This window comes from Massilia sp. 01N417 (assembly GCF_056399645.1).
The window spans coordinates 36,458-54,593 of record NZ_JBFTRS010000005.1; the positions used below are offsets into that span (position 1 = coordinate 36,458).

Annotated in this window: 16 protein-coding genes; 10 read left to right on the top strand and 6 right to left on the bottom strand. The window is 68.6% G+C overall.

Going from position 1 to position 18,136, the window contains the following annotated elements; all coding sequences use genetic code 11:
• Nucleotide 1 precedes the first annotated feature (1 nt).
• Together AC1DOQ_RS07060 and AC1DOQ_RS07065 are read left to right on the top strand one after the other, a co-directional pair.
• Complete coding sequence (locus AC1DOQ_RS07060; RefSeq protein WP_477361598.1) at nucleotides 2–1,174, top strand: GGDEF domain-containing protein; 1,173 nt, start codon at nucleotides 2–4, stop codon at nucleotides 1,172–1,174.
• Nucleotides 1,175–1,252: 78 nt separating this feature from the next.
• Entirely contained in the window at nucleotides 1,253–2,218 is a 966-nt protein-coding gene (locus tag AC1DOQ_RS07065; protein WP_477361600.1) for a Ppx/GppA phosphatase family protein, read from the top strand.
• Nucleotides 2,219–2,261: 43 nt separating this feature from the next.
• On the opposite strand, the gene AC1DOQ_RS07070 is transcribed toward AC1DOQ_RS07065, so the two are convergent.
• Nucleotides 2,262–2,558, bottom strand: a complete 297-nt coding sequence (locus AC1DOQ_RS07070; RefSeq protein WP_477361602.1) for a PAAR domain-containing protein — start codon at nucleotides 2,556–2,558, stop codon at nucleotides 2,262–2,264.
• Between the two features lie 240 nt (nucleotides 2,559–2,798).
• Here AC1DOQ_RS07070 and AC1DOQ_RS07075 point away from each other — a divergent pair, with 240 nt between their 5' ends.
• From AC1DOQ_RS07075 to AC1DOQ_RS07085, 3 genes are all read left to right on the top strand, one after another.
• On the top strand, nucleotides 2,799–3,584 hold the full coding sequence (locus AC1DOQ_RS07075; protein ID WP_477361604.1) for a substrate-binding periplasmic protein: 786 nt from the start codon (nucleotides 2,799–2,801) through the stop codon (nucleotides 3,582–3,584).
• Nucleotides 3,585–3,591: 7 nt separating this feature from the next.
• Complete coding sequence (locus tag AC1DOQ_RS07080) at nucleotides 3,592–7,176, top strand: hybrid sensor histidine kinase/response regulator (protein WP_477361606.1); 3,585 nt, start codon at nucleotides 3,592–3,594, stop codon at nucleotides 7,174–7,176.
• A gap of 163 nt (nucleotides 7,177–7,339) precedes the next feature.
• Nucleotides 7,340–7,942: a hypothetical protein gene (locus AC1DOQ_RS07085; RefSeq protein ID WP_477361608.1), complete on the top strand. Its 603-nt coding sequence runs from the start codon at nucleotides 7,340–7,342 to the stop codon at nucleotides 7,940–7,942.
• A gap of 65 nt (nucleotides 7,943–8,007) precedes the next feature.
• Here the strand turns inward: AC1DOQ_RS07085 and AC1DOQ_RS07090 are convergent, their stop codons facing one another.
• Nucleotides 8,008–8,319 (bottom strand): hypothetical protein, encoded by a 312-nt coding sequence (locus AC1DOQ_RS07090; protein ID WP_477361610.1) that lies wholly within the window; start codon nucleotides 8,317–8,319, stop codon nucleotides 8,008–8,010.
• Between the two features lie 232 nt (nucleotides 8,320–8,551).
• Nucleotides 8,552–9,199 carry an ABC transporter ATP-binding protein gene (locus AC1DOQ_RS07095; RefSeq protein ID WP_477361612.1) on the bottom strand — a complete coding sequence of 216 codons (648 nt, stop codon included), beginning with the start codon at nucleotides 9,197–9,199 and terminating at the stop codon, nucleotides 8,552–8,554.
• A gap of 79 nt (nucleotides 9,200–9,278) precedes the next feature.
• On the opposite strand from AC1DOQ_RS07095, the gene egtD reads away from it, so the two are divergent.
• From egtD to AC1DOQ_RS07120, 5 genes are all read left to right on the top strand, one after another.
• Complete coding sequence (egtD, locus tag AC1DOQ_RS07100) at nucleotides 9,279–10,298, top strand: L-histidine N(alpha)-methyltransferase (RefSeq protein WP_477361614.1); 1,020 nt, start codon at nucleotides 9,279–9,281, stop codon at nucleotides 10,296–10,298.
• Nucleotides 10,299–10,319: 21 nt separating this feature from the next.
• Nucleotides 10,320–11,555 (top strand): ergothioneine biosynthesis protein EgtB, encoded by a 1,236-nt coding sequence (egtB, locus tag AC1DOQ_RS07105; RefSeq protein ID WP_477361615.1) that lies wholly within the window; start codon nucleotides 10,320–10,322, stop codon nucleotides 11,553–11,555.
• Nucleotides 11,552–12,490 carry a YihY/virulence factor BrkB family protein gene (locus tag AC1DOQ_RS07110; protein WP_477361617.1) on the top strand — a complete coding sequence of 313 codons (939 nt, stop codon included), beginning with the start codon at nucleotides 11,552–11,554 and terminating at the stop codon, nucleotides 12,488–12,490. The genes egtB and AC1DOQ_RS07110 overlap by 4 nt, the downstream gene beginning before the upstream one ends.
• A gap of 125 nt (nucleotides 12,491–12,615) precedes the next feature.
• Entirely contained in the window at nucleotides 12,616–13,107 is a 492-nt protein-coding gene (locus AC1DOQ_RS07115) for a hypothetical protein (RefSeq protein ID WP_477361619.1), read from the top strand.
• Nucleotides 13,104–13,922, top strand: a complete 819-nt coding sequence (locus AC1DOQ_RS07120) for a YdcF family protein (RefSeq protein ID WP_477361621.1) — start codon at nucleotides 13,104–13,106, stop codon at nucleotides 13,920–13,922. The genes AC1DOQ_RS07115 and AC1DOQ_RS07120 overlap by 4 nt, the downstream gene beginning before the upstream one ends.
• Before the next feature lie 46 nt (nucleotides 13,923–13,968).
• Here AC1DOQ_RS07120 and AC1DOQ_RS07125 read toward each other — a convergent pair whose 3' ends face one another.
• The 3 genes from AC1DOQ_RS07125 to selD form a co-directional block, all read right to left on the bottom strand.
• Nucleotides 13,969–14,835, bottom strand: coding sequence for a cupin-like domain-containing protein (locus AC1DOQ_RS07125; RefSeq protein ID WP_477361623.1), 867 nt, complete (start codon nucleotides 14,833–14,835; stop codon nucleotides 13,969–13,971).
• Nucleotides 14,835–16,523 (bottom strand): 2-isopropylmalate synthase, encoded by a 1,689-nt coding sequence (gene leuA, locus AC1DOQ_RS07130; protein ID WP_477361625.1) that lies wholly within the window; start codon nucleotides 16,521–16,523, stop codon nucleotides 14,835–14,837. The genes AC1DOQ_RS07125 and leuA overlap by 1 nt, the downstream gene beginning before the upstream one ends.
• A 552-nt stretch (nucleotides 16,524–17,075) precedes the next feature.
• Nucleotides 17,076–18,128 carry a selenide, water dikinase SelD gene (gene selD, locus AC1DOQ_RS07135; RefSeq protein ID WP_477361627.1) on the bottom strand — a complete coding sequence of 351 codons (1,053 nt, stop codon included), beginning with the start codon at nucleotides 18,126–18,128 and terminating at the stop codon, nucleotides 17,076–17,078.
• Nucleotides 18,129–18,136 lie beyond the last annotated feature (8 nt).

An 18,136-nucleotide genomic window follows, 5' to 3' on the forward strand; every position in this document is an offset into this window, starting at 1 on the left:
CATGGATCCGACCACCATCGTCCTCGCCCTGGCCCTCGGCAACCTGGCCATCTGCGCCGCCCTGTTTTTCTTCGAACATGGGAATGGCCGTCCGGCGGCCTTGTCGGCCTGGGGCTGGTCGCGCCAGATGCAGGCGGCCGGCTGGCTGCTGCTGGCGATCGGCGGCGCCAACGTGGTGCCCGAGCGGCTGGCCATGCCGGTGGCCTACGCCCTGGTGATCGCCGGCGTGGCCTGGGAGGCGGGGGCGCTGTGGGAGCGCGCCGGCGGGCGGCGCTGGCGCAGCTTCACCACCCCGGCGCTGGGACTGGCGCTGGTGGTCTTCCTGCTGTGCTACTGGATCGACGAGATCGGCCTGCGCGCACTGGCGTCCTCTCTGATCCTCGGCGGGTTTTACCTGTCCGCGGCCGCCGCCCTGGCGCGCGGCTGGGCCGGGGCCTCGATGCTGCGCCGCTTCCTGGCGCTGGCGACCGCGCTGCTGGCCCTGGTGGTGGGCCTGCGCGGCGCCCTGGTGCTGCTGGCGCCGTCCGGCTGGGGCTGGATGAGCAACGAGCTGCTGCGCCAGCTGTACTCGGCCGCGTTGTACCTGCTGATGCTGCTGGGCGGCTTCGGCTGGCTGCTGCTGGGCCGCGAACGCCTGGAGGACCGGCTGGCGCGCCTGGAAGTGGTCGATCCGCTGACCGACGTCACCAACCGGCGCGGCTTCTTCCAGGTGCTGGCGCCGTGGATGTCGCTGGCGCGCCGGCCCGGCGCCCCGACCGCGCTGGTGCTGTTCGACTTCGACCAGTTCAAGCGCGTCAACGACAGCTATGGCCACCCGGCCGGCGATGTCGTCCTGCGCAGCCTGCTCGACGTCTGCAAGCGCCAGCTGCGCGACAGCGACCAGCTGGCGCGCCTGGTCGGCGTCGAATTCGCGATCCTGCTGCCGCGCACCAGCGAGCAGGACGCCGCCATGGTCGCCGAGCGCATGCGCGCCGCGATCGCCGCCACCCCGGTCAAGACCGAGCGGGCCATGATCACCCTGAGCGCGAGCTTCGGCGTGACCACGATCCGTGCCGACGACAGCAGCGTGACCCTGCTCGCGCGCGCCGACGAAGCCCTGCGCACCGCCAAGGCGGCGGGACGCAACCGCGTCGAGCTGGCGCCGCCGGCGTCCGCCGTTCCCGCCGAGGTGTAAGGCGATGCGGACCGGGCCTGTCATCGAACCGTCATCCAGGCCCGCTATCGTCTCGCCGAACAATTCGCCGGAGCAGCCATGAACGACCATTATCCCGACCCATCCGCGCCAAGCTATGCCGCCCTGGTGCTCGGCTCCGACAGTTTCCGCCTGCTGGTGGCCAGCTACCGCGACGGCGTCCCGCTGGAACTGGAGAGCGCGCACGTGCCGCTGCGCCTGGCGGCAGGCCTCGATGCCAGCGGCTGCCTGAGCCAGGACGCGATGCGCGACGCCCTCGAGTGCGTGGCGCGCCTGCGCGAACGCCTGCGCGCGCGTCCGCTCGAAGCCGTACGCGCGGTCGCCACCTCCACCTTGCGGATGGCGCGCAATGCCCATCTGTTCCTGCCGGCGGCCCAGCAGGCCCTCGGCCATGAAGTGCGGGTCCTGTCCGGCGAGGAAGAAGCCATCTTCACCTGGATGGGCGTGGCCGGCGCCGCCCCGGCCGGCGCACGTACGCTGGTGCTGGGCATCGGCGGCGGCTCGACCCAGTTCGCGCTGGGGCAGGGCATGCGCGTGCGGCGCGCCGGCTCGGTGGCGCTGGGCACGGTGCGCCAGGCCCTGACCTTCTTCGGCAACGGCCGCATCGACGCCGTGTCCTTCGCGGCCGCGGTGGCCTCGGCGCGCGTGCGCATGGCCGACCATGCCGCCGACTACGCACCCGGCACCCGCGACTGCGTGTATGGCGCCTCCGGCACGGTCCGCACCCTGGCCCGGCTGGCGCGCGAAAACGGCACGCATGGCGACCACGGCGACCACGCCGGCGCCGAGGGTGTCAGCCGCGCCGACCTCGAGCAGCTCGGCGCACGGGTTCTGGAGCATGCCGGCGGCGGACGCCCGCTGGCCGGACTCGGCCGCCTGCTGCTGCGCGACGTCGCCGCCGCGCTGGCGATCCTGCTGGCGCTGATGGAGGAGCTGGAAATCCGCGCGCTGCTGGAAACCGATGCCGGCCTGCGCTGCGGGCTGCTGCATGACTTGCACCGGCAGCGGCAGGTGCAGGCGGCTTGAGTCCCGGGGTGTCGGGCCTGGCCGCGCTTGCCTGGCTGGCGTGTCAGCCGACGTCGATCGACTGGGCCCTGCACAGCTGACTGTTCACCAGCCTCGGCGGCGTAGCGCACTTGCAGATGCACAAGTCATCGTGGAGCGCCACCTGGCGGTTGTCGAAACGCTCGTCCAGGCGCGGCCCATCGGGCCTGATCACGCCGTCCGAGCCGCACGCCGTGCAAGACACGGTGTCGCCTTCGAGTGCGATCTTCGCTCCGTCGACGGAAATCGGGGAACTTGCCGAAGTGACGGTGCCGCCCGCGTTCGTGGTGGCTCCCAGGGTGATGTGGTATCGCTTGATCATCGCATCCTTTACTTGTCCGTTCGGTCAGGACTGACCGATCCAGCAAATGTAGACAGGGGCCAGGAGGGCAATCTTGTGGGCACTCAAGCATAGGCGCGGGCCTGAGCATGGCATCTACGCCGGTCGTGGCGGCGCGGCGACGACTGCCGGGGGTTTGCGGTCAAAAATTTCCTAAATTTCAACAAGCTCTGGCATACTTGCCGTTCTGTTTCCAACGACATCAGTGCCGGCACCACCGCCATGCAGCGTTTGTTCACCATCGGATTCCTCGTTTCCAGCCTGCTGGCCGGCGGTCCGGCGGCGGCTGCGGGCAAGCCCAGCATTCCGCTCTGCTTCGAGCGCCAGGAAGTGCTGCCCTGGCGGACCCTCGACGGCGGCGGCCTGAATATCGAACTGCTGAACGAGGTGGCGCGCCGCACCGGGGTCGAATTCGATTACCAGAGCATGCCCTGGAAGCGCTGCCTGGCCCAGCTCAAGGCCAACCAGGTCGGCGGCGCCTTCGCGGTCAGCTTCTCGCAGGAGCGGCTGGCGCTGGGCGCCTTTCCGGGCGGGCAACAGGCCGACAAGGAACGCCGCATGCATGTCGACCGCTACCTGCTGGTGCGGCGCAAGGGCAGCCGCGTCGACTGGGATGGCAAAAGCTTCCGGAACCTCGACGGGCGGATCGGCTTCCAGCTCGGCTATTCGGTGGGCGACTTCCTGCGCGCCCAGGGCGTGCAGGTGGACGAGGGCAGCCAGCGTGCCGACGAGCTGCTGCAGAAACTGGTTTCCGGCCGCATCCCTGCGGCGGCGCTGGGCGGTGCCGATGCGGCGCGCCTGGTGCGCGGCCCGATGGCAGAACAGCTCGAGGTGAGGCCGGTGCCGCTGGTCGAGAAACCATATTACCTGATGCTGTCGCACGATTTCGTGGCCCGCCAGCCGGCGCTCGCGGAGCGGATCTGGAAGGCGGTCGCCGAGGTGCGCAACAGCCCGGCCTACCGCAAGCGCGAGCGCGAGCTGAGCGTCGTCCCGCAATCCGGAAGGTGACACGCGCATGGCGGACCCCGGCATCGAGCGCAGCAACGACGGCATGGACCGCCGCCTGCACCGCGCACGTGGCCTGGGTGCGCTGGCGCGCCGGCTCGGCGAAAGCTGGCGCCAGAACGTCGTGTTCCGGCTGGGCGCCGGCATCGTGCTGGCGGTCGCGCTGTCGACCGGGGTCTACACCACCTATGTGATGCAGACCCAGCGCGAGGAAGCCGATGCGCGCCTGCAGGAGCGCGTCGAGCGCCAGGCCGCGGTGCTGTCGCAGGCGCTGGCGAGGCCGCTGTTCGACATCAACAGCGCGGCAGTTTCCTCGGTCGTCGATTCGCTCGGCGCCACCCCCGAGATCGCGATGCTGCACGTGCTGGCGCCCAACGGCGCCGTGCTGGCTGCCCTCGGCGGCAACGAGGAGGCGCCGGGAACGATCCGCGTGGCCCGCAAGATCGTCTACCGCGACGGCGCCCGCGACTACCACGTCGGCAGCATCGACCTGGCATTCTCGCGGCGCCAGATCGACGAAGACCTGCGCCGCCAGACGGTGCAGACCATTACCGCGGCCTTCCTGCTCACCCTGGCCATCGTCGTCTGCGTGCTGCTGGTCGGTAGGCGCATGACCCAGCCCTTCACCGACATCCAGCAAGCGCTGGAGAAGCTGGCGCGCGGCGAGACCGACATCTACCTGTCCGGCATCGGCCGGCGCGACCAGATCGGCCGCCTGTCCTCGGCGGTGCGCAGCTTCCGCGATACGCTCAACCGGCTGCGCCGCGCCGAGCAGGTGACCAACGGCCTGCTGCGCGAGAAGAGCGTCATCGAGCAGCAGCTGCGCGAACTGAACGAAGACCTCGAGCAGAAGATCGCGGCGCGCACGCGCGAGCTGCTGAACTCGATCCGGATCGCGCGCGACAGCCAGGAAAAGCTGCAGGCCATCGTCGACACCGCCCTCGACGCGGTGGTGCGGATGGACCGCCAGGGTCGCATCGTCGGCTGGAACACCCAGGCCGAGAAGATCTTCGGCTGGCGGCGCGACGAGGTGCTGGGCCTGGACCTCGACCAGTGCATCGTGCCCGAGCGCCACCGCGAGGCCCACCGCAACGGCCTGGCGCGCTACGAGCGCAGCGGGGTCGGCGGGGTGCTCGACACCCGCATCGAGACCTATGCGCTGCGCCGCGACGGCATGGAATTCCCGATCGAGCTGGCGATCACGCGGGTGCAGCTGGCCGATAGCGAGGACTACGAATTCTGTTCCTTCATCCGCGACATCTCGGAACGCCGCGAGCGCGAGCAATCGCTGGTGGCGGCCAACGTGCGCGCCGAGGCGGCCAATGTGGCCAAGTCCGAGTTCCTGGCGAACATGAGCCACGAGATCCGCACCCCGATGAGCGCCATCATCGGCATGGCCTACCTGGCGCTGCGCACCGAACTCTCGCCCAAGCAGCAGGATTACGTGGGCAAGATCCACCGCGCCGCGCTGTCGCTGCTGGGGATCATCAACGACATCCTCGATTTCTCCAAGATCGAGGCCGGCAAGCTGGACGTCGAGCGGATCCCGTTCTGCCTCGACGACGTGTTGGCCAACGTCGCCAGCGTGACCGGCCAGAAGGCCGCCGACAAGCAGCTCGAATACCTGTTCCACGTGCCGCACTCGATCCCGCGCATGCTGGTCGGCGACCCGCTGCGTTTGGGCCAGGTGCTGATCAACCTGGTCAACAACGCCGTCAAGTTTACCCCGGCCGGCGAGCTGGAATTGTCCTGCATGCGGCTCGACCCGGTGTCGAACGCGATGCAGCCGATCGCGGCCCGGGCGGACCGCGTGAAGCTGCGCTTCGCGGTGCGCGATACCGGCATCGGCATGAGCGAGCAGCAGCAGGGCAAGCTGTTCCGCGCCTTCCACCAGGCCAACGGCTCGACCACCCGCGAATTCGGCGGCACCGGTCTCGGGCTGTCGATCTCGCAGCAGCTGGTGGGCCTGATGGGCGGCCGGATCGTGGTCAGGAGCAGCCCGGGCAAGGGCGCCACCTTCCACTTCGACCTCGAATTCCCGCTGTCCGGCGAGCCTGAACGGGTGGCGGTGGCGCCGCCCGAACTGGACGGCGCGCGCCTGTTGCTGGTGGACGACAGCGAGGTCGCGCGCGACGTCATGTGCGAGGCCCTGCAGGCCCTGCCGCTGCGGGTCGTCACCGCCGCCAGCGGGCTGGAAGCCGAGGCCGCGCTGCTGGCGGCCGACGCCGCCGGCGACCCTTACCGCGTGGTGCTGACCGACTGGCAGATGCCGGGCATGGACGGCATCACCCTGGCGCGCCGCATCGCCGGTAATCCGGCCTTGCGGCATCCGCCGTCGACGGTGCTGGTGACCGCCTTCGGCCGCGAAGAGGTGCAGCTGGAGGCGGAAAGCGCCGGCATCCGCGGCTTCCTGACCAAGCCGATCGGGCAGTCGGCCCTGGTCGATACCCTGGTGGCGCTGTTCGCGCCGCCTCACGCGGCGAATGCGCACAACCGTTGCGAAGAGACCGGCGACTGCGTGGCGCGCGTGCTGCTGGTGGAGGACAACCTGGTCAACCAGCAGATCGCGCTGGAACTGCTGCAGGTCCAGAACATCGCGGTGGACGTCGCCTGCACCGGCCACGAGGCGCTCGACCTGCTGATGAGGGGCGGTCCGGAGGCCTACGACCTGGTGCTGATGGACCTCGAGATGCCGCAGCTGGACGGCCATGCCGCCACCGTCGAACTGCGCAAGGATGCGCGCTTCGACAAGCTGCCCGTGATCGCCATGACCGCCCACGCGCTGGCCGAGATCCGCGAGCGCTGCCTGCGCGAAGGCATGCAGGATTATGTGTGCAAGCCGGTGGAGCCGGAGAAGCTGTACGCGACCCTGGCGCGCTGGATCGGTTCGCAGTTGCCGCCGCCGCTGCCGCGCACGCTCGCGCCGGAGGTGGCCGACGGGCCCTCGCTGCCGGGCCTGTCCAGCCTGTCCGGGATCGACTCGGCTTTCGGCCTGCGCCACGTGGCCGGCAATCTCGCGCTCTACGTGCAGCTGCTGGACCGCTTCCGCGCCACCCAGCGCGACGCCGGCGCCGCGATCCGCGCCGACTTCGAAGCCGGACGCCGGATGGAAGCGGCCAGCCGCGCCCATACCCTGCGCGGGGTGGCCGGCAATATCGGCGCGCGCGAGCTGCAGACCCTGGCCCAGGCGGTGGAGGAGGGCCTGTCCATGGCATCAAGCGACCGTACGCGCCTGGCGGCCGGCGTGCGCGCCCTCGAGGCCGGCGTGGACGCCACCATGCACTCGCTGGACGCTTATTTCGCCTCCCACGCCGTGCATGTGCTCAACCCGCCGGCCCCGGGCGCGCAGCAGGAGAACGGCGCGGCGCCGGCCGATGCGCAGGAAGCCGTGGCCCAGCTGGGCCGCCTGCTGGCCGAGTTCTCGGGCGAGGCCACCGATTACTTCGAATCGGTACGCGCGCAACTGGCGGCCGTGCTGGATCCCCAGGTGCTGGCGCGCCTGGAGCAGCATCTGTCGCGTTACGAATTCGAGGAGGCGCACCAACTGCTGCCGCAGCCGGCGGCGTCGCCTCCCGACACAGCGGAAACTTCATGACCGTCACCACCAGCCAGAACAACCAGGACGTGCGGCCGACCATCCCGATCGCCGACGCCTTCGCCGACCAGGCTTGAGCCGGCACGGACGGCGTGCGTGCCGCCCTTCCGGATCGGCAGCAAATCGACTATATTGTTTGGTTTGTTTGACGATGGAGTAGGGGATGGCGAGGACAACAGCCGCCGGCGCCGCCGCGAAAACGGCGCGCGCGACAGCATCGAAGGCGGTCAAGGCGCCGGCCAGGGCGACGGCGAAGACTGCCGCGAAGACCGCCGGCACCGCCAGGGCCGCGGCCGTGAAGCCCGTCGCGGGCGCGCGCAAGACGGCCGCGCCGAAGACGGACGCCACGGCGGCCAGGAAGCCGGCAGCCGCAAGGAGCGCCGCCACGCCGGCCGCAAAGGCGGCCAGGGCGGCGGCGAAAGCGGTCGCCAAACCGGCCGCAAAGCCCGCCGCAAAGCCCGCCGCAAAGCCGGCCGCAAAGCCGGCCGCCAAGGCGCGCGCCGGCCGCGGCGCCGAGGTGGTCCGCCCGGAAGCGGCCAGGCAGGCGCGTCCGACCCTGGTGCGCGACAGCTTCACCATGCCCGAGCAGGAATACGCCGTGCTCGGTGCCGTCAAGCAGGCCTGCCTGAAGGCCGGCTTCGAGGTCAAGAAGAGCGAACTGCTGCGCATCGGCGTGGCCCTGCTGGGCCAGCTCGACGTGACGAGCCTGCGCGCCGTCCTCTCCGGCCTGCCTCAGCTCAAGACCGGGCGCCCGCCCGGCGAATAAGAGAGTGCCGCACCGGCCCGGCAGCGTCCTGCTGCATGGACCGGCAACGCCGCTCCCCCATCCGCTCAGTGCGTGGTCCGCCCCGGCGTCTGCTCCCGCGCCTCGGCCGTCAGTTCCTTCAGCTCGCGGATCGGGATATTCGACTTCTCGTGCATCCTCAGCAGGATGGTGGCGCCGACGTTCAGCTTGCGGTGCCGGATCTTGCTGATGATGGGCGGCTGCACTTCGAGGACGCGGCACAGTTCCGCGTCGTTCTTCAGCTGCATGCGTTGAATCAGGGTGTCGAGCAGGGGATTCGGAACAAAACTCGACGGCTCCATTGCCCGGGCACGATGCATCGCCTCGAGCAGCTCCTGTTTTTTCTGTCGTACGCTCATGAACTCCTCCGTGATGGATGAACATTCAAGACTCACCGACTGTTTTGGAGTGGAGCGATGAACAACAGGCTCATGACGGCCTTGGCCCTGAGCCCGTTGTTGAACGCTCCTGCCCGACCGTATTGTGCTGGCTTATGCTGGGTGGGTTTGTTGGAATGCTACTACGATTTTGTCAATCTTGACGCACTGTTCATGAATAAAAGCCCATAACTTCTGGCTTTCTGCTCGGAACTTACATTAATTTCAGCCCGGAACGTGTCAAAACGAGGATGCGATCGGCCATCGCGGCGGCGGCGTGCGAGTGGGTGACCATGATGGCGCCGGCACCGCTTTCGCGGATCTCGGCGCGCAGCAGGTGCAGGATGCCGTCCGCCGTCTCCGGGTCGAGGTTGCCGGTCGGTTCGTCGGCCAGCAGCAGGGCGGGGCGGTGCACCAGGGCGCGTGCGATCGCCACCCGCTGCAGCTCGCCGCCGGACAGCTGGCGCGGGAAATCGGCGCCGCGTCCCTTCAGCCCGACGGCGTCCAGCATGGCCCGTGCGCGGGTGGTGTCGGCGCTCCCGTTCAGCAGCAGCGGCAGGGCCACGTTCTGTTCCAGGGTCAAATGCGGCAGCACGTGGAAGGCCTGGAAGATGAAGCCCATGCGGCTGCGGCGCAATCTGGTGGCGGCATCGTCGTCGAGCGCCGACATCGGCATGCCGTCGACCACGACCTGGCCGCTGTCGGGCGCATCGAGGCCGGCGATCAGGTTCAGCAGGGTGGACTTGCCGACCCCGGATTCCCCCATCACGGCGACGAACTCGCCGGCTGCGAAGCGGTAAGAGAGATTGGCCAGCACGGTGCGGCCGCCGTAGGATTTGTTAAGGTCGACGAGTTCGAGCATAGACTGCTACTGTAGCATGCGCGGGGAATGACGTAATTCGCGTATGATGGAAAATCGTCAACATTTCAGGGGCTCACCGATGTCGAACCACCCGACGCTGGACCATGCGGACGACGCGCCCACGCCGGCCGCGGATACCGCTTCCGACACCTCGGCCGGGGCCCTGCGCCTGCGCGCCGAACTGGACGCCGGGCTGCGCGCCCGCGAAGCCTGCATCTCGCCCAAGTTCCTGTATGACGCACTCGGTTCCAAGCTGTTCGAGGCGATCTGCGAACTGCCCGAGTACTACCCGACCCGCACCGAGGCCCTGATCTTCGAGCGCCACGGCGCCGAGATCGCGCGCGCAATCGGCCAGAGCAGCACCCTGATCGACCTCGGCGCCGGCAACTGCGCCAAGGCCGCGCGCCTGTTCCCGCTGCTGCATCCGGCCCAGTACGTGCCGGTCGATATCTCGGCCGACTTCCTGCAGGACGCCGTCGAGCGCCTGCGCCAGCGCTTCCGCCACATCGAGATGAGCGCCCTCGGCATGGATTTCTCGGGCGGCGACTGGCAGCTGCCGGACAGCGTGCGCCGCGAGCGCCGCCTGTTCTTCTATCCCGGGTCCTCGATCGGCAATTTCACCCCGCACGAGGCACTGGCCTTCCTGCGCCGCGTGCGCGCCCAGTGCGGGCCGGACGGCGGCATCCTGATCGGGATCGACCTCGCCAAGGACCGCGCGGTGCTGGATGCCGCCTACGACGACGCCCTCGGCGTGACCGCCGCCTTCAACCTGAACGTGCTGCGCCACGCGAACCGCCTGCTGGGCGCCGACTTCGACATCCGCGCCTGGCGCCACCAGGGCTTCTACAACGAACGCATGGGCAGGGTCGAGATGCACCTGGAAGCCAGGTCTACCCAGCTGGTGAGCTGGCAGGGCGCCTGCCGCCGCTTCGAAGCCGGCGAATGCATCCACACCGAGAACAGCTACAAGTACCGCCCGGCCGCCGCGGTCGAACTGCTGGAGCAGGCCGGCTTTGCCGCCTCCGGCATCTGGACCGATGCGCGCGCCTGGTTTGCCGTGATCCACGCGCGCGCGATCCGCCCGGGCGCCATGCACTGATCCCCGGAGACGGAGGAAATCATGGGAGCCAACGAACACCGCCAGGCCCGCGAATTCGAACAGGTGCGCCAACGCTCGCTGCACCTGGCCGAACCCTTGTCGGGCGAAGACTGCTGTGCGCAGTCGATGCCGGACGCCAGCCCGATCAAATGGCATCTGGCCCATACCACCTGGTTTTTCGAGACCTTCATCCTGGAGCCGCACGAGCCGGGCTTCCGCCCCTTCCACCCGGCCTTCCGGGTGCTGTTCAATTCGTATTACAACGGCGTCGGCGCCCGCCACCCGCGGGCGCAGCGCGGCCTGCTGACGCGTCCCGCCTACGACGAGGTGCTGGCATGGAGGAGTGACGTCGACGCCCGCATCGCCTGCCTGCTGCAGGCCGCGCCGCAGGACGGCGAGCCGGCCCGCAAGCTCGCGGCGCTGGTGGAACTGGGCATGCAGCACGAGCAGCAGCACCAGGAACTGATGCTCACCGACGTCAAGCACCTGCTGGCCCAGAACCCGCTGGCGCCGGCCTACCTGGCCTCGCCGCTGCCGGAATCCTGTCCGGCGGGACCGCTCTCCTGGCTGGACTTCGACGGCGGCCTGGCCGAGATCGGCCACCGCGGCGCCGGCTTCAGCTTCGACAACGAACTGCCGCGCCACCGCCAGTACCTGGCGCCCTTCCAGCTGGCCTCGCGCCTGGCGACCAACGGCGAATACCTCGAGTTCGTCGAGGCCGGCGGCTACCGCGACCCGGCTCTGTGGCTGTCGGATGGCTGGGACCGGGTCTGCGGCGGCGAGATCGAACAGCCGCTCTACTGGCGCCGGGAAGAGGGTGGCTGGATGGAGTTTACGCTGCATGGCATGCAACCGCTCGATCTGGCGCGTCCGGTCACCCACGTCTCGCTGTACGAGGCCGACGCCTACGCGCGCTGGCGCGGCGCCCGCCTGCCGCTTGAGGCCGAATGGGAATTCGCGGCGCGCGACGTCGCCATCGCCTGCGGCGACCTGCATCCGCGCGCGGCCGGCAGCGATGGCCTGGCGCAGATGTTCGGCGAATGCTGGCAGTGGACCGCCAGCAGCTACGCGCCGTATCCGGGCTATGCGCCGGCGGCCGGCGCGCTGGGCGAGTACAACGGCAAGTTCATGGTCAACCAGTACGTGCTGCGCGGTTCGTCCTGCGCCACCCCGCACGGCCACGCGCGCGCCAGCTACCGCAACTTCTTCCCGGCGGGCGCGCGCTGGCAGTTCACCGGGATCAGGCTGGCCCGATGAAGGTGACGCGCGGCCTGCGCCTGCGGCTCCTGAACCGGCGCGCGAACCTCTACATCCTGGGCCATCCGCTGGAATTCGCCCTCGGTGTCCTGAAATGCTTCCGCGCCAACCAGGGCCTGCTGCTGGCCGGCGCCGTCGCCTATTACGCGCTGCTGTCGATCGTGCCCTTCCTGATGCTGGTGGTGGTGGTGCTCTCGCACTTCCTGAACGAGGCCGAACTGCTGCTGACCATGCGCCGCTACCTCGAGCTGCTGATTCCCGGCCAGTCGGGTGCGATCGTCACCGAGGTCGCCCACTTCCTCGACGAGCGCGACCTGATCACCTGGGTGCTGGTCGCCACCATGCTGTTCTTCAGCTCCTTCGCCTTCACGGTGCTGGAAAACGCCATGAGCGTGATCTTCGTGCACCGCGTGGCTGTGCGGCGTCGCCACTTCCTGATATCGGCGCTGCTCCCTTACTGCTACATCCTGGCGCTGGGTTTCGGCGTGATGATCGTGACCCTGGTCGCCGGCACCCTGCAGGTGATCGGTACCGAAAGCGTCAACCTGTTCGGCTACAGCTGGTCGCTGCACGGCGTGTCGGGCGCCTTGCTCTACCTGCTGGGACTTGCCGGCGAAATCCTCGTGCTGACCTCGATCTACATGGTGATGCCGGTGGGACGGCTGTCGCTGTCGCACGCGCTGGTGGGCGGCGTGACCGCGGCCCTGCTGTGGGAGATCGCGCGCCATGTGCTGGTCTGGTACTTCACCACGCTGTCCAAGGTGAACGTGGTGTACGGGTCGATGAGCACCGCCATCGTAGTCATGTTCAGCCTCGAGATCGGGGCCGCGCTGCTGCTGTTCGGGGCGCAGGTGATTGCCGAGTACGAGCGGGTCGGACAGCAGGGCGGGGCGAGGGGCGAGCCGAAGGACATGGAGACTCGTCCGGCAGCGTGAGAATGCGCGCGTTTTCCGCACGCCGGACCGGCTAGACTGTCGCGATGACAGGCATATCAGCGATCATCTTGTGTGTCGCCGCGATCTTGCTGCTTTTGCTTCGCTTGCTGAAGGAGGCAAAGGCCATGAATCCGCCGGCCCCCGCCGACCTGTCGGCGCAGGTCGCAAGCCGACCTGCAGGCGGCCAGACCATACCATGTCAGGACGATGACCATGCGATGGCATCCTGGATCTGGAAGAACCTGGTGCCGCGCGAGGGAGAGTCCTCGACCGTCCAGGGCGAGTTGCTCAGGGCTGTCGAGAAGCTGCGGTGGGAGGCCATCCATAACGGCAACATCAATTGGGACGAGCGCTACGAATGCCTGATCGATTTCCTGTACGGACAGCTGATCGAGCAGTCGGCACTAGCGGAGGGCATAAAGGCCGATGTGCTCCTCGACCTCGGCCGCCTGCGTCATTTCATTACGCCAGACCAGCTCCAGGATCGCAGCCAAGATGCCTTGCTCCCTTGTGTCGACGAGGATGTGTACGATCGTCTCACGGCGGCAGTGCTTGAGTTCAGCCGTCTGAATCCGGTTATCATCCAGCGTTCGTCACATACGGATTCAACTTCATGACGTTTCAGCCGGTCTTCGACCTGATCAATCAAGTTCCGCGCGACCTGATCCTGCCGCCGGCCAACCTGTTCCTGCTGATCCTGACCGGACTGGCGATCTGGCACCGCTGGCCGCGCGCCGGACGCATCGTCGCCGGCACCGGCCTGGCGCTGCTGGCCTTCCTGTCGACCACCGCCGGCGCTTCGCTGCTGGTCAGGCCGCTGGAAGGGATGACGGCGCCGCTGCAGGCGCCCGAGCGCGCCGGCGCCCAGGCGATCGTCGTGCTGGCGGCCGGCCGCCTGCAGGATGCGCCCGAATACGGCGGCCGCGACATCCCCGACTACCTGGCCCTGGCGCGCCTGCGCTATGCGGCCCACCTGCAGCGGCGTACCGGATTGCCGCTGCTCGTCAGCGGCGGCCTCGGCGCCAAGGCGGTCCAGCCCGAGGGCAAGGCCGGCGCGGAGGCGCTGGCGGATGCCATGGCGATCGCGCTGCGCGAGGATTTCGGCGTGCCGGTCAGGTGGATCGAGCCGCGCTCGCGCGACACCTTCGAGAACGCGGCCTACAGCGCCGCGATGCTGCGCGAGGGCGGCGTCAAGCGCATCCTCCTCGTGACCGATGCGATGCACATGCCGCGTTCCCGCGCCGCCTTCGAGCGCGAAGGCCTGGAAGTGGTCAGCGCACCGACCATGTTCTTCGGCGACCAGGCACGCTCGCTCGGTTCATGGGTGCCCAGCGCCGAGGGCATGCGGCGCTCCTGGTATGCGGCGTATGAGCTGCTGGGCATCGCCTGGTACCGGCTGCGCTTCGCCGGCAGGCCGGGCAGCCCCGGCTGACCGTCGGCGCTCCCGCGCCGCTCAGGCCTTGCCGGAGGCCGTGTCCTCAGGCGCCTTCCTTGAGGACCAGCGGCACGCCGCGCGCCCAGCGGTTCGACGACAAGGAGAAGCTCAGCGCCCGCACCTGGTGGTACCAGCCGGCCGGCACGTACAGCATGTCGCCTGGCTCGACCACCACCTCGATGATGGCGGCCTGGCGCGCCAGCGGGAAGGCGTCGAAATCCGGCGCTTCCGGATCGAAGGGGGAGCCGAACAGCACCGGGTTGGCTTCCCGGGTGTAGAGGAATTCGTCGTGGTGCGGCGGCGCCAGGAAGATGCGCTTGCTGCCCCAGACCTGGGCGAAGATATTGTCGTCGTAGTCGCAGTGCAGCGGCGTCACGGTGCGCGCCGGGCCGAGCCAGAAGCGCGGCGGTCCCATGCGCTCGAACCAGGACGGCCAGTGGCACATGGCGTTCAGTTCGCGCAGTTCCAGGTTGCCGACGTAGGGCGGCAGCTCGCCGTCGGGCGCCGCACCGAGGTCGAGGTAGTCGCGCAAGGACATGTCCCGCATCGCCCGGTCTGGTGCAAAGGCGGTGGCCACGTAGTCGCCGACTCTTGCACGCACCGGCACGTCGCCGAAGCGCTCGCGCAGCGCATCCGGGCCCAGGGCGCACAGGGGCCAGCGCTTGACGGCGCCGGCGATCAGGAAGGGCAGGCCCTCGGCGGCGCGGGCGCGGAAGCCCGCGTTATCGAGCCTGCCGACGCGCGGCGCTTCACGGATGACAGGCAGGGCGCGCGAGGCCGCGCGGATCGCTTCGCGCATCGCCTGGATCGACGCTACGCCGCGCACCTGCGCGGCCTTCTGCACGCGCACCGCCGCCGGCTGCAGATCCAGCCGCGGCGGCAGGCGTCTGGCAGTCGCCTCCGAAGCCATCAGGCCGCGCGGGCCACCGGCTGCTCGCCGGCCGAAGCGATGTGGCGGTTCACGGCCGACAGCACGGCCTTGAAGGAGGCGGTCACGATATTGCTGTCGATGGCGGCGCCGAACAGGGTCGGGCCGTTGCCGACGCGCAGCTCGACGTAGCAGGCCGCCTTCGCATCGGCGCCCGAGCCGATCGCGTGCTCGTGGTAGTCCATCAGGCGGATGTCGAGGCCGAGCGCTGCCACGAAGGCGTCGATCGGGCCGTTGCCCTGGCCGTGGTGGCTGGCGGTCACGCGGTCGTGCTCGACCGAGACATCGATGTCGACGCGGTGTTCGCCTTCGCTGTCCTCGGCCATGCGGTGCGAGACGTAGCGGTAGGCCGGATTCTCCTGGTCGAAGTATTCGCGTGCGAACAGGGCGTGGATGCTGGATGCCGCGACCTCGGTGCCGGTGGCGTCGGCATGGCGCTGGACCACGCGCGAGAATTCGATCTGCAGGCGGCGCGGCAGCTCGAGGCCGTATTCCTGCTCGAGCAGGTAGGCCATGCCGCCCTTGCCGGACTGGCTGTTGACGCGGATGACGGCATCGTAGCTGCGGCCGAGATCCGCCGGGTCGATCGGCAGGTAGGGCACTTCCCAGACCGCGTCGCTCTTCTGCACCGCGAAGCCCTTCTTGATCGCGTCCTGGTGCGAGCCGGAGAAGGCGGTGAACACGAGGTCGCCCACATACGGGTGGCGCGGATGGACCGGGATCTGGTTGCATTCCTCGACCAGCTGGCGCACCGAATCGATGTCCGAGAAGTCCAGGCCAGGGTGCACGCCCTGGGTGTAGAGGTTCAGCGCCAGGGTCACCAGGTCGACGTTGCCGGTGCGTTCGCCGTTGCCGAACAGGCAGCCTTCGACGCGGTCGGCGCCGGCCATCACGGCCAGCTCGGCGGCAGCGACGGCGGTGCCGCGGTCGTTATGCGGGTGCACGCTGATGACCAGGCTGTCGCGGCGCTCGAGGTGGCGCGACATCCATTCGATCTGGTCGGCGTAGACGTTCGGGGTGCTGGCCTCGACGGTCGAGGGCAGGTTGACGATCATCGGAGCGTCCGGCGTCGGCTGCCAGGTTGCGCTGACGGCGTCGACGATGCGCTTGGCGAAATCCAGCTCGGTGGTCGAGAAGGATTCCGGCGAATACTCGAAGCCCCACCGGGTTTCCGGATGCTGGGACACCAGCTCCTTGATCAGGCGGGTGCCGTTGACGGCGATCTGCACGATCTCGTCCTGGTCCATGCCGAACACCACGCGGCGGAACACCGGCGCCACCGAGTTGTAGACGTGGACGATGGCGCGCTTGGCGCCGATGCAGGATTCCACGGTGCGGCGGATCAGCTCATCGCGGGCCTGGGTGAGCACGATGATGCTGACGTCGTCCGGAATGCGCTTCTCTTCGACCAGCATGCGCACGAAGTCGAAATCGGTCTGGGAAGCCGAGGGAAAGCCGACTTCGATCTCCTTGATCCCGATCGCCACCAGCTTTTCGAAGAAACGCAGCTTCTTCTCGGGGCTCATGGGTTCGATCAGCGCCTGGTTGCCGTCGCGCAGGTCGGTGCTCATCCAGACCGGCGGCTGGGTGATGACGCGGCTGGGCCACTGGCGGTCGGCCAGCTGGACGGCGGGGAAGGGACGGTATTTGGCGGCGGGATTGGTCAACATGGTCATACTCCTGGATCTATCGCGAATTGTTCAGCTGAAGCGGGGTGCCTGGGTCGGCGGTGTGGCGCTGGCTGCCGGACGGGCCACATGACGCGAGGCCCGGCAACCGATCGCTAGCTTTAGCGCCGCTCTACGCTTCGAGCGCGAGCGGAACGGCACATGGCTGGTGCGGATCGGGTGAGAGGTGAACGTGGTTTCGGAGTGCATCGGTACGACTTCCTTGGGGCTACGGGTTCCGGCGGAGGGTGGCCGGGTACGGGTACGGCGGCTTTTCAGGCGCGTAGTAGCAGGCCAGCCGGCAGTAGGGAGCCGGTCAGCGGTAGGAGGGTCGACAGAGGCAGTTGGGAGAACATTTCTTCACTCTATGTGAATATTGTTTGGTCTGTCAAGCGTTTATTGGCTTGTCGTTTGGCTACCACGCAAAAGTTTCTCAAAAGATTGTTGAGAACACTCAAAGTCTTTGGACGCCAAAATGGGCCCGAAGGAACCGAGGGCATTGATCCCGGCGCCGCTCAGCGGAGCGCGGCGCCGGGCTGTCGAGCGTCTGGCCGCTCAAGCCACCTTCACGCGCGCAGCACCCGCTTCCATGCGGCCGATCACGGCGGCATGGCCGAAGCCTTCGCGCGCGAACAGGGCCAGCACTTCGTCGACGCTGTCCGGGTCGCAGGACACCAGCAGGCCGCCCGAGGTCTGCGGGTCGGTCAGCAGCACGCGCTGGGTGTCGCCGACGCCTGCGCCGAGCTCGACGTCCATGCCGTAGGCGTCCCAGTTGCGGCCGGAGGCGCCCGTGAAGTAGCCGTCGTGGGCCAGCTGCTCGACACCAGGCAGCAGCGGGATCTTCGCCATGTCCAGCTGCGCGCTCAAGTTGGCGCCGCGCGCCAGTTCCAGCAGGTGCCCCAGCAGGCCGAAGCCGGTGACGTCAGTCAGCGCGTGCACGCCCGGCAGGTCCGCCAGCGCCTTGCCCGGCTTGTTGAGTTTGGTGGTGTTGGCGATCATGGCCGCATAGCCTTCGGCATCCAGCTTGTCCTTCTTCAGCGCCGCCGACAGCACGCCCACGCCCAACGGCTTGCCGAGCACGAGGACGTCGCCCGCGCGCGCATCGGCGTTGCGCTTGACCTTCGACGGATGCACCAGGCCCATCACCACCAGGCCGTAGATCGGCTCGACCGAGTCGATCGTGTGGCCGCCGGCGATCGGGATGCCGGCTTCGGCGCAGATCGATTCGCCGCCCTGGATGATCTTGCCGATCGTCTCCAGCGGCAGCTTGTTGACCGGCATGCCGACCAGGGCCAGGGCCATGATCGGCGTGCCGCCCATCGCATACACGTCGGAGATCGCGTTGGTGGCGGCGATGCGGCCGAAGTCGAAGGGATCGTCGACGATCGGCATGAAGAAGTCGGTGGTGGCGATCAGGGCCTGCTCGTCGTTCAGCTTGTAGACGGCGGCGTCGTCGGCCGTCTCGATCCCGACCATCAGTTCTTTCGGCACCGGGAAACCGCTCGACTTCTTCAGGATCTCGGACAGCACGCCGGGGGCGATCTTGCAGCCGCAGCCGCCGCCGTGCGAGAAGGAGGTCAGTTTGATGGCTTGGTCAGGAGTAGTCATGGATGGCT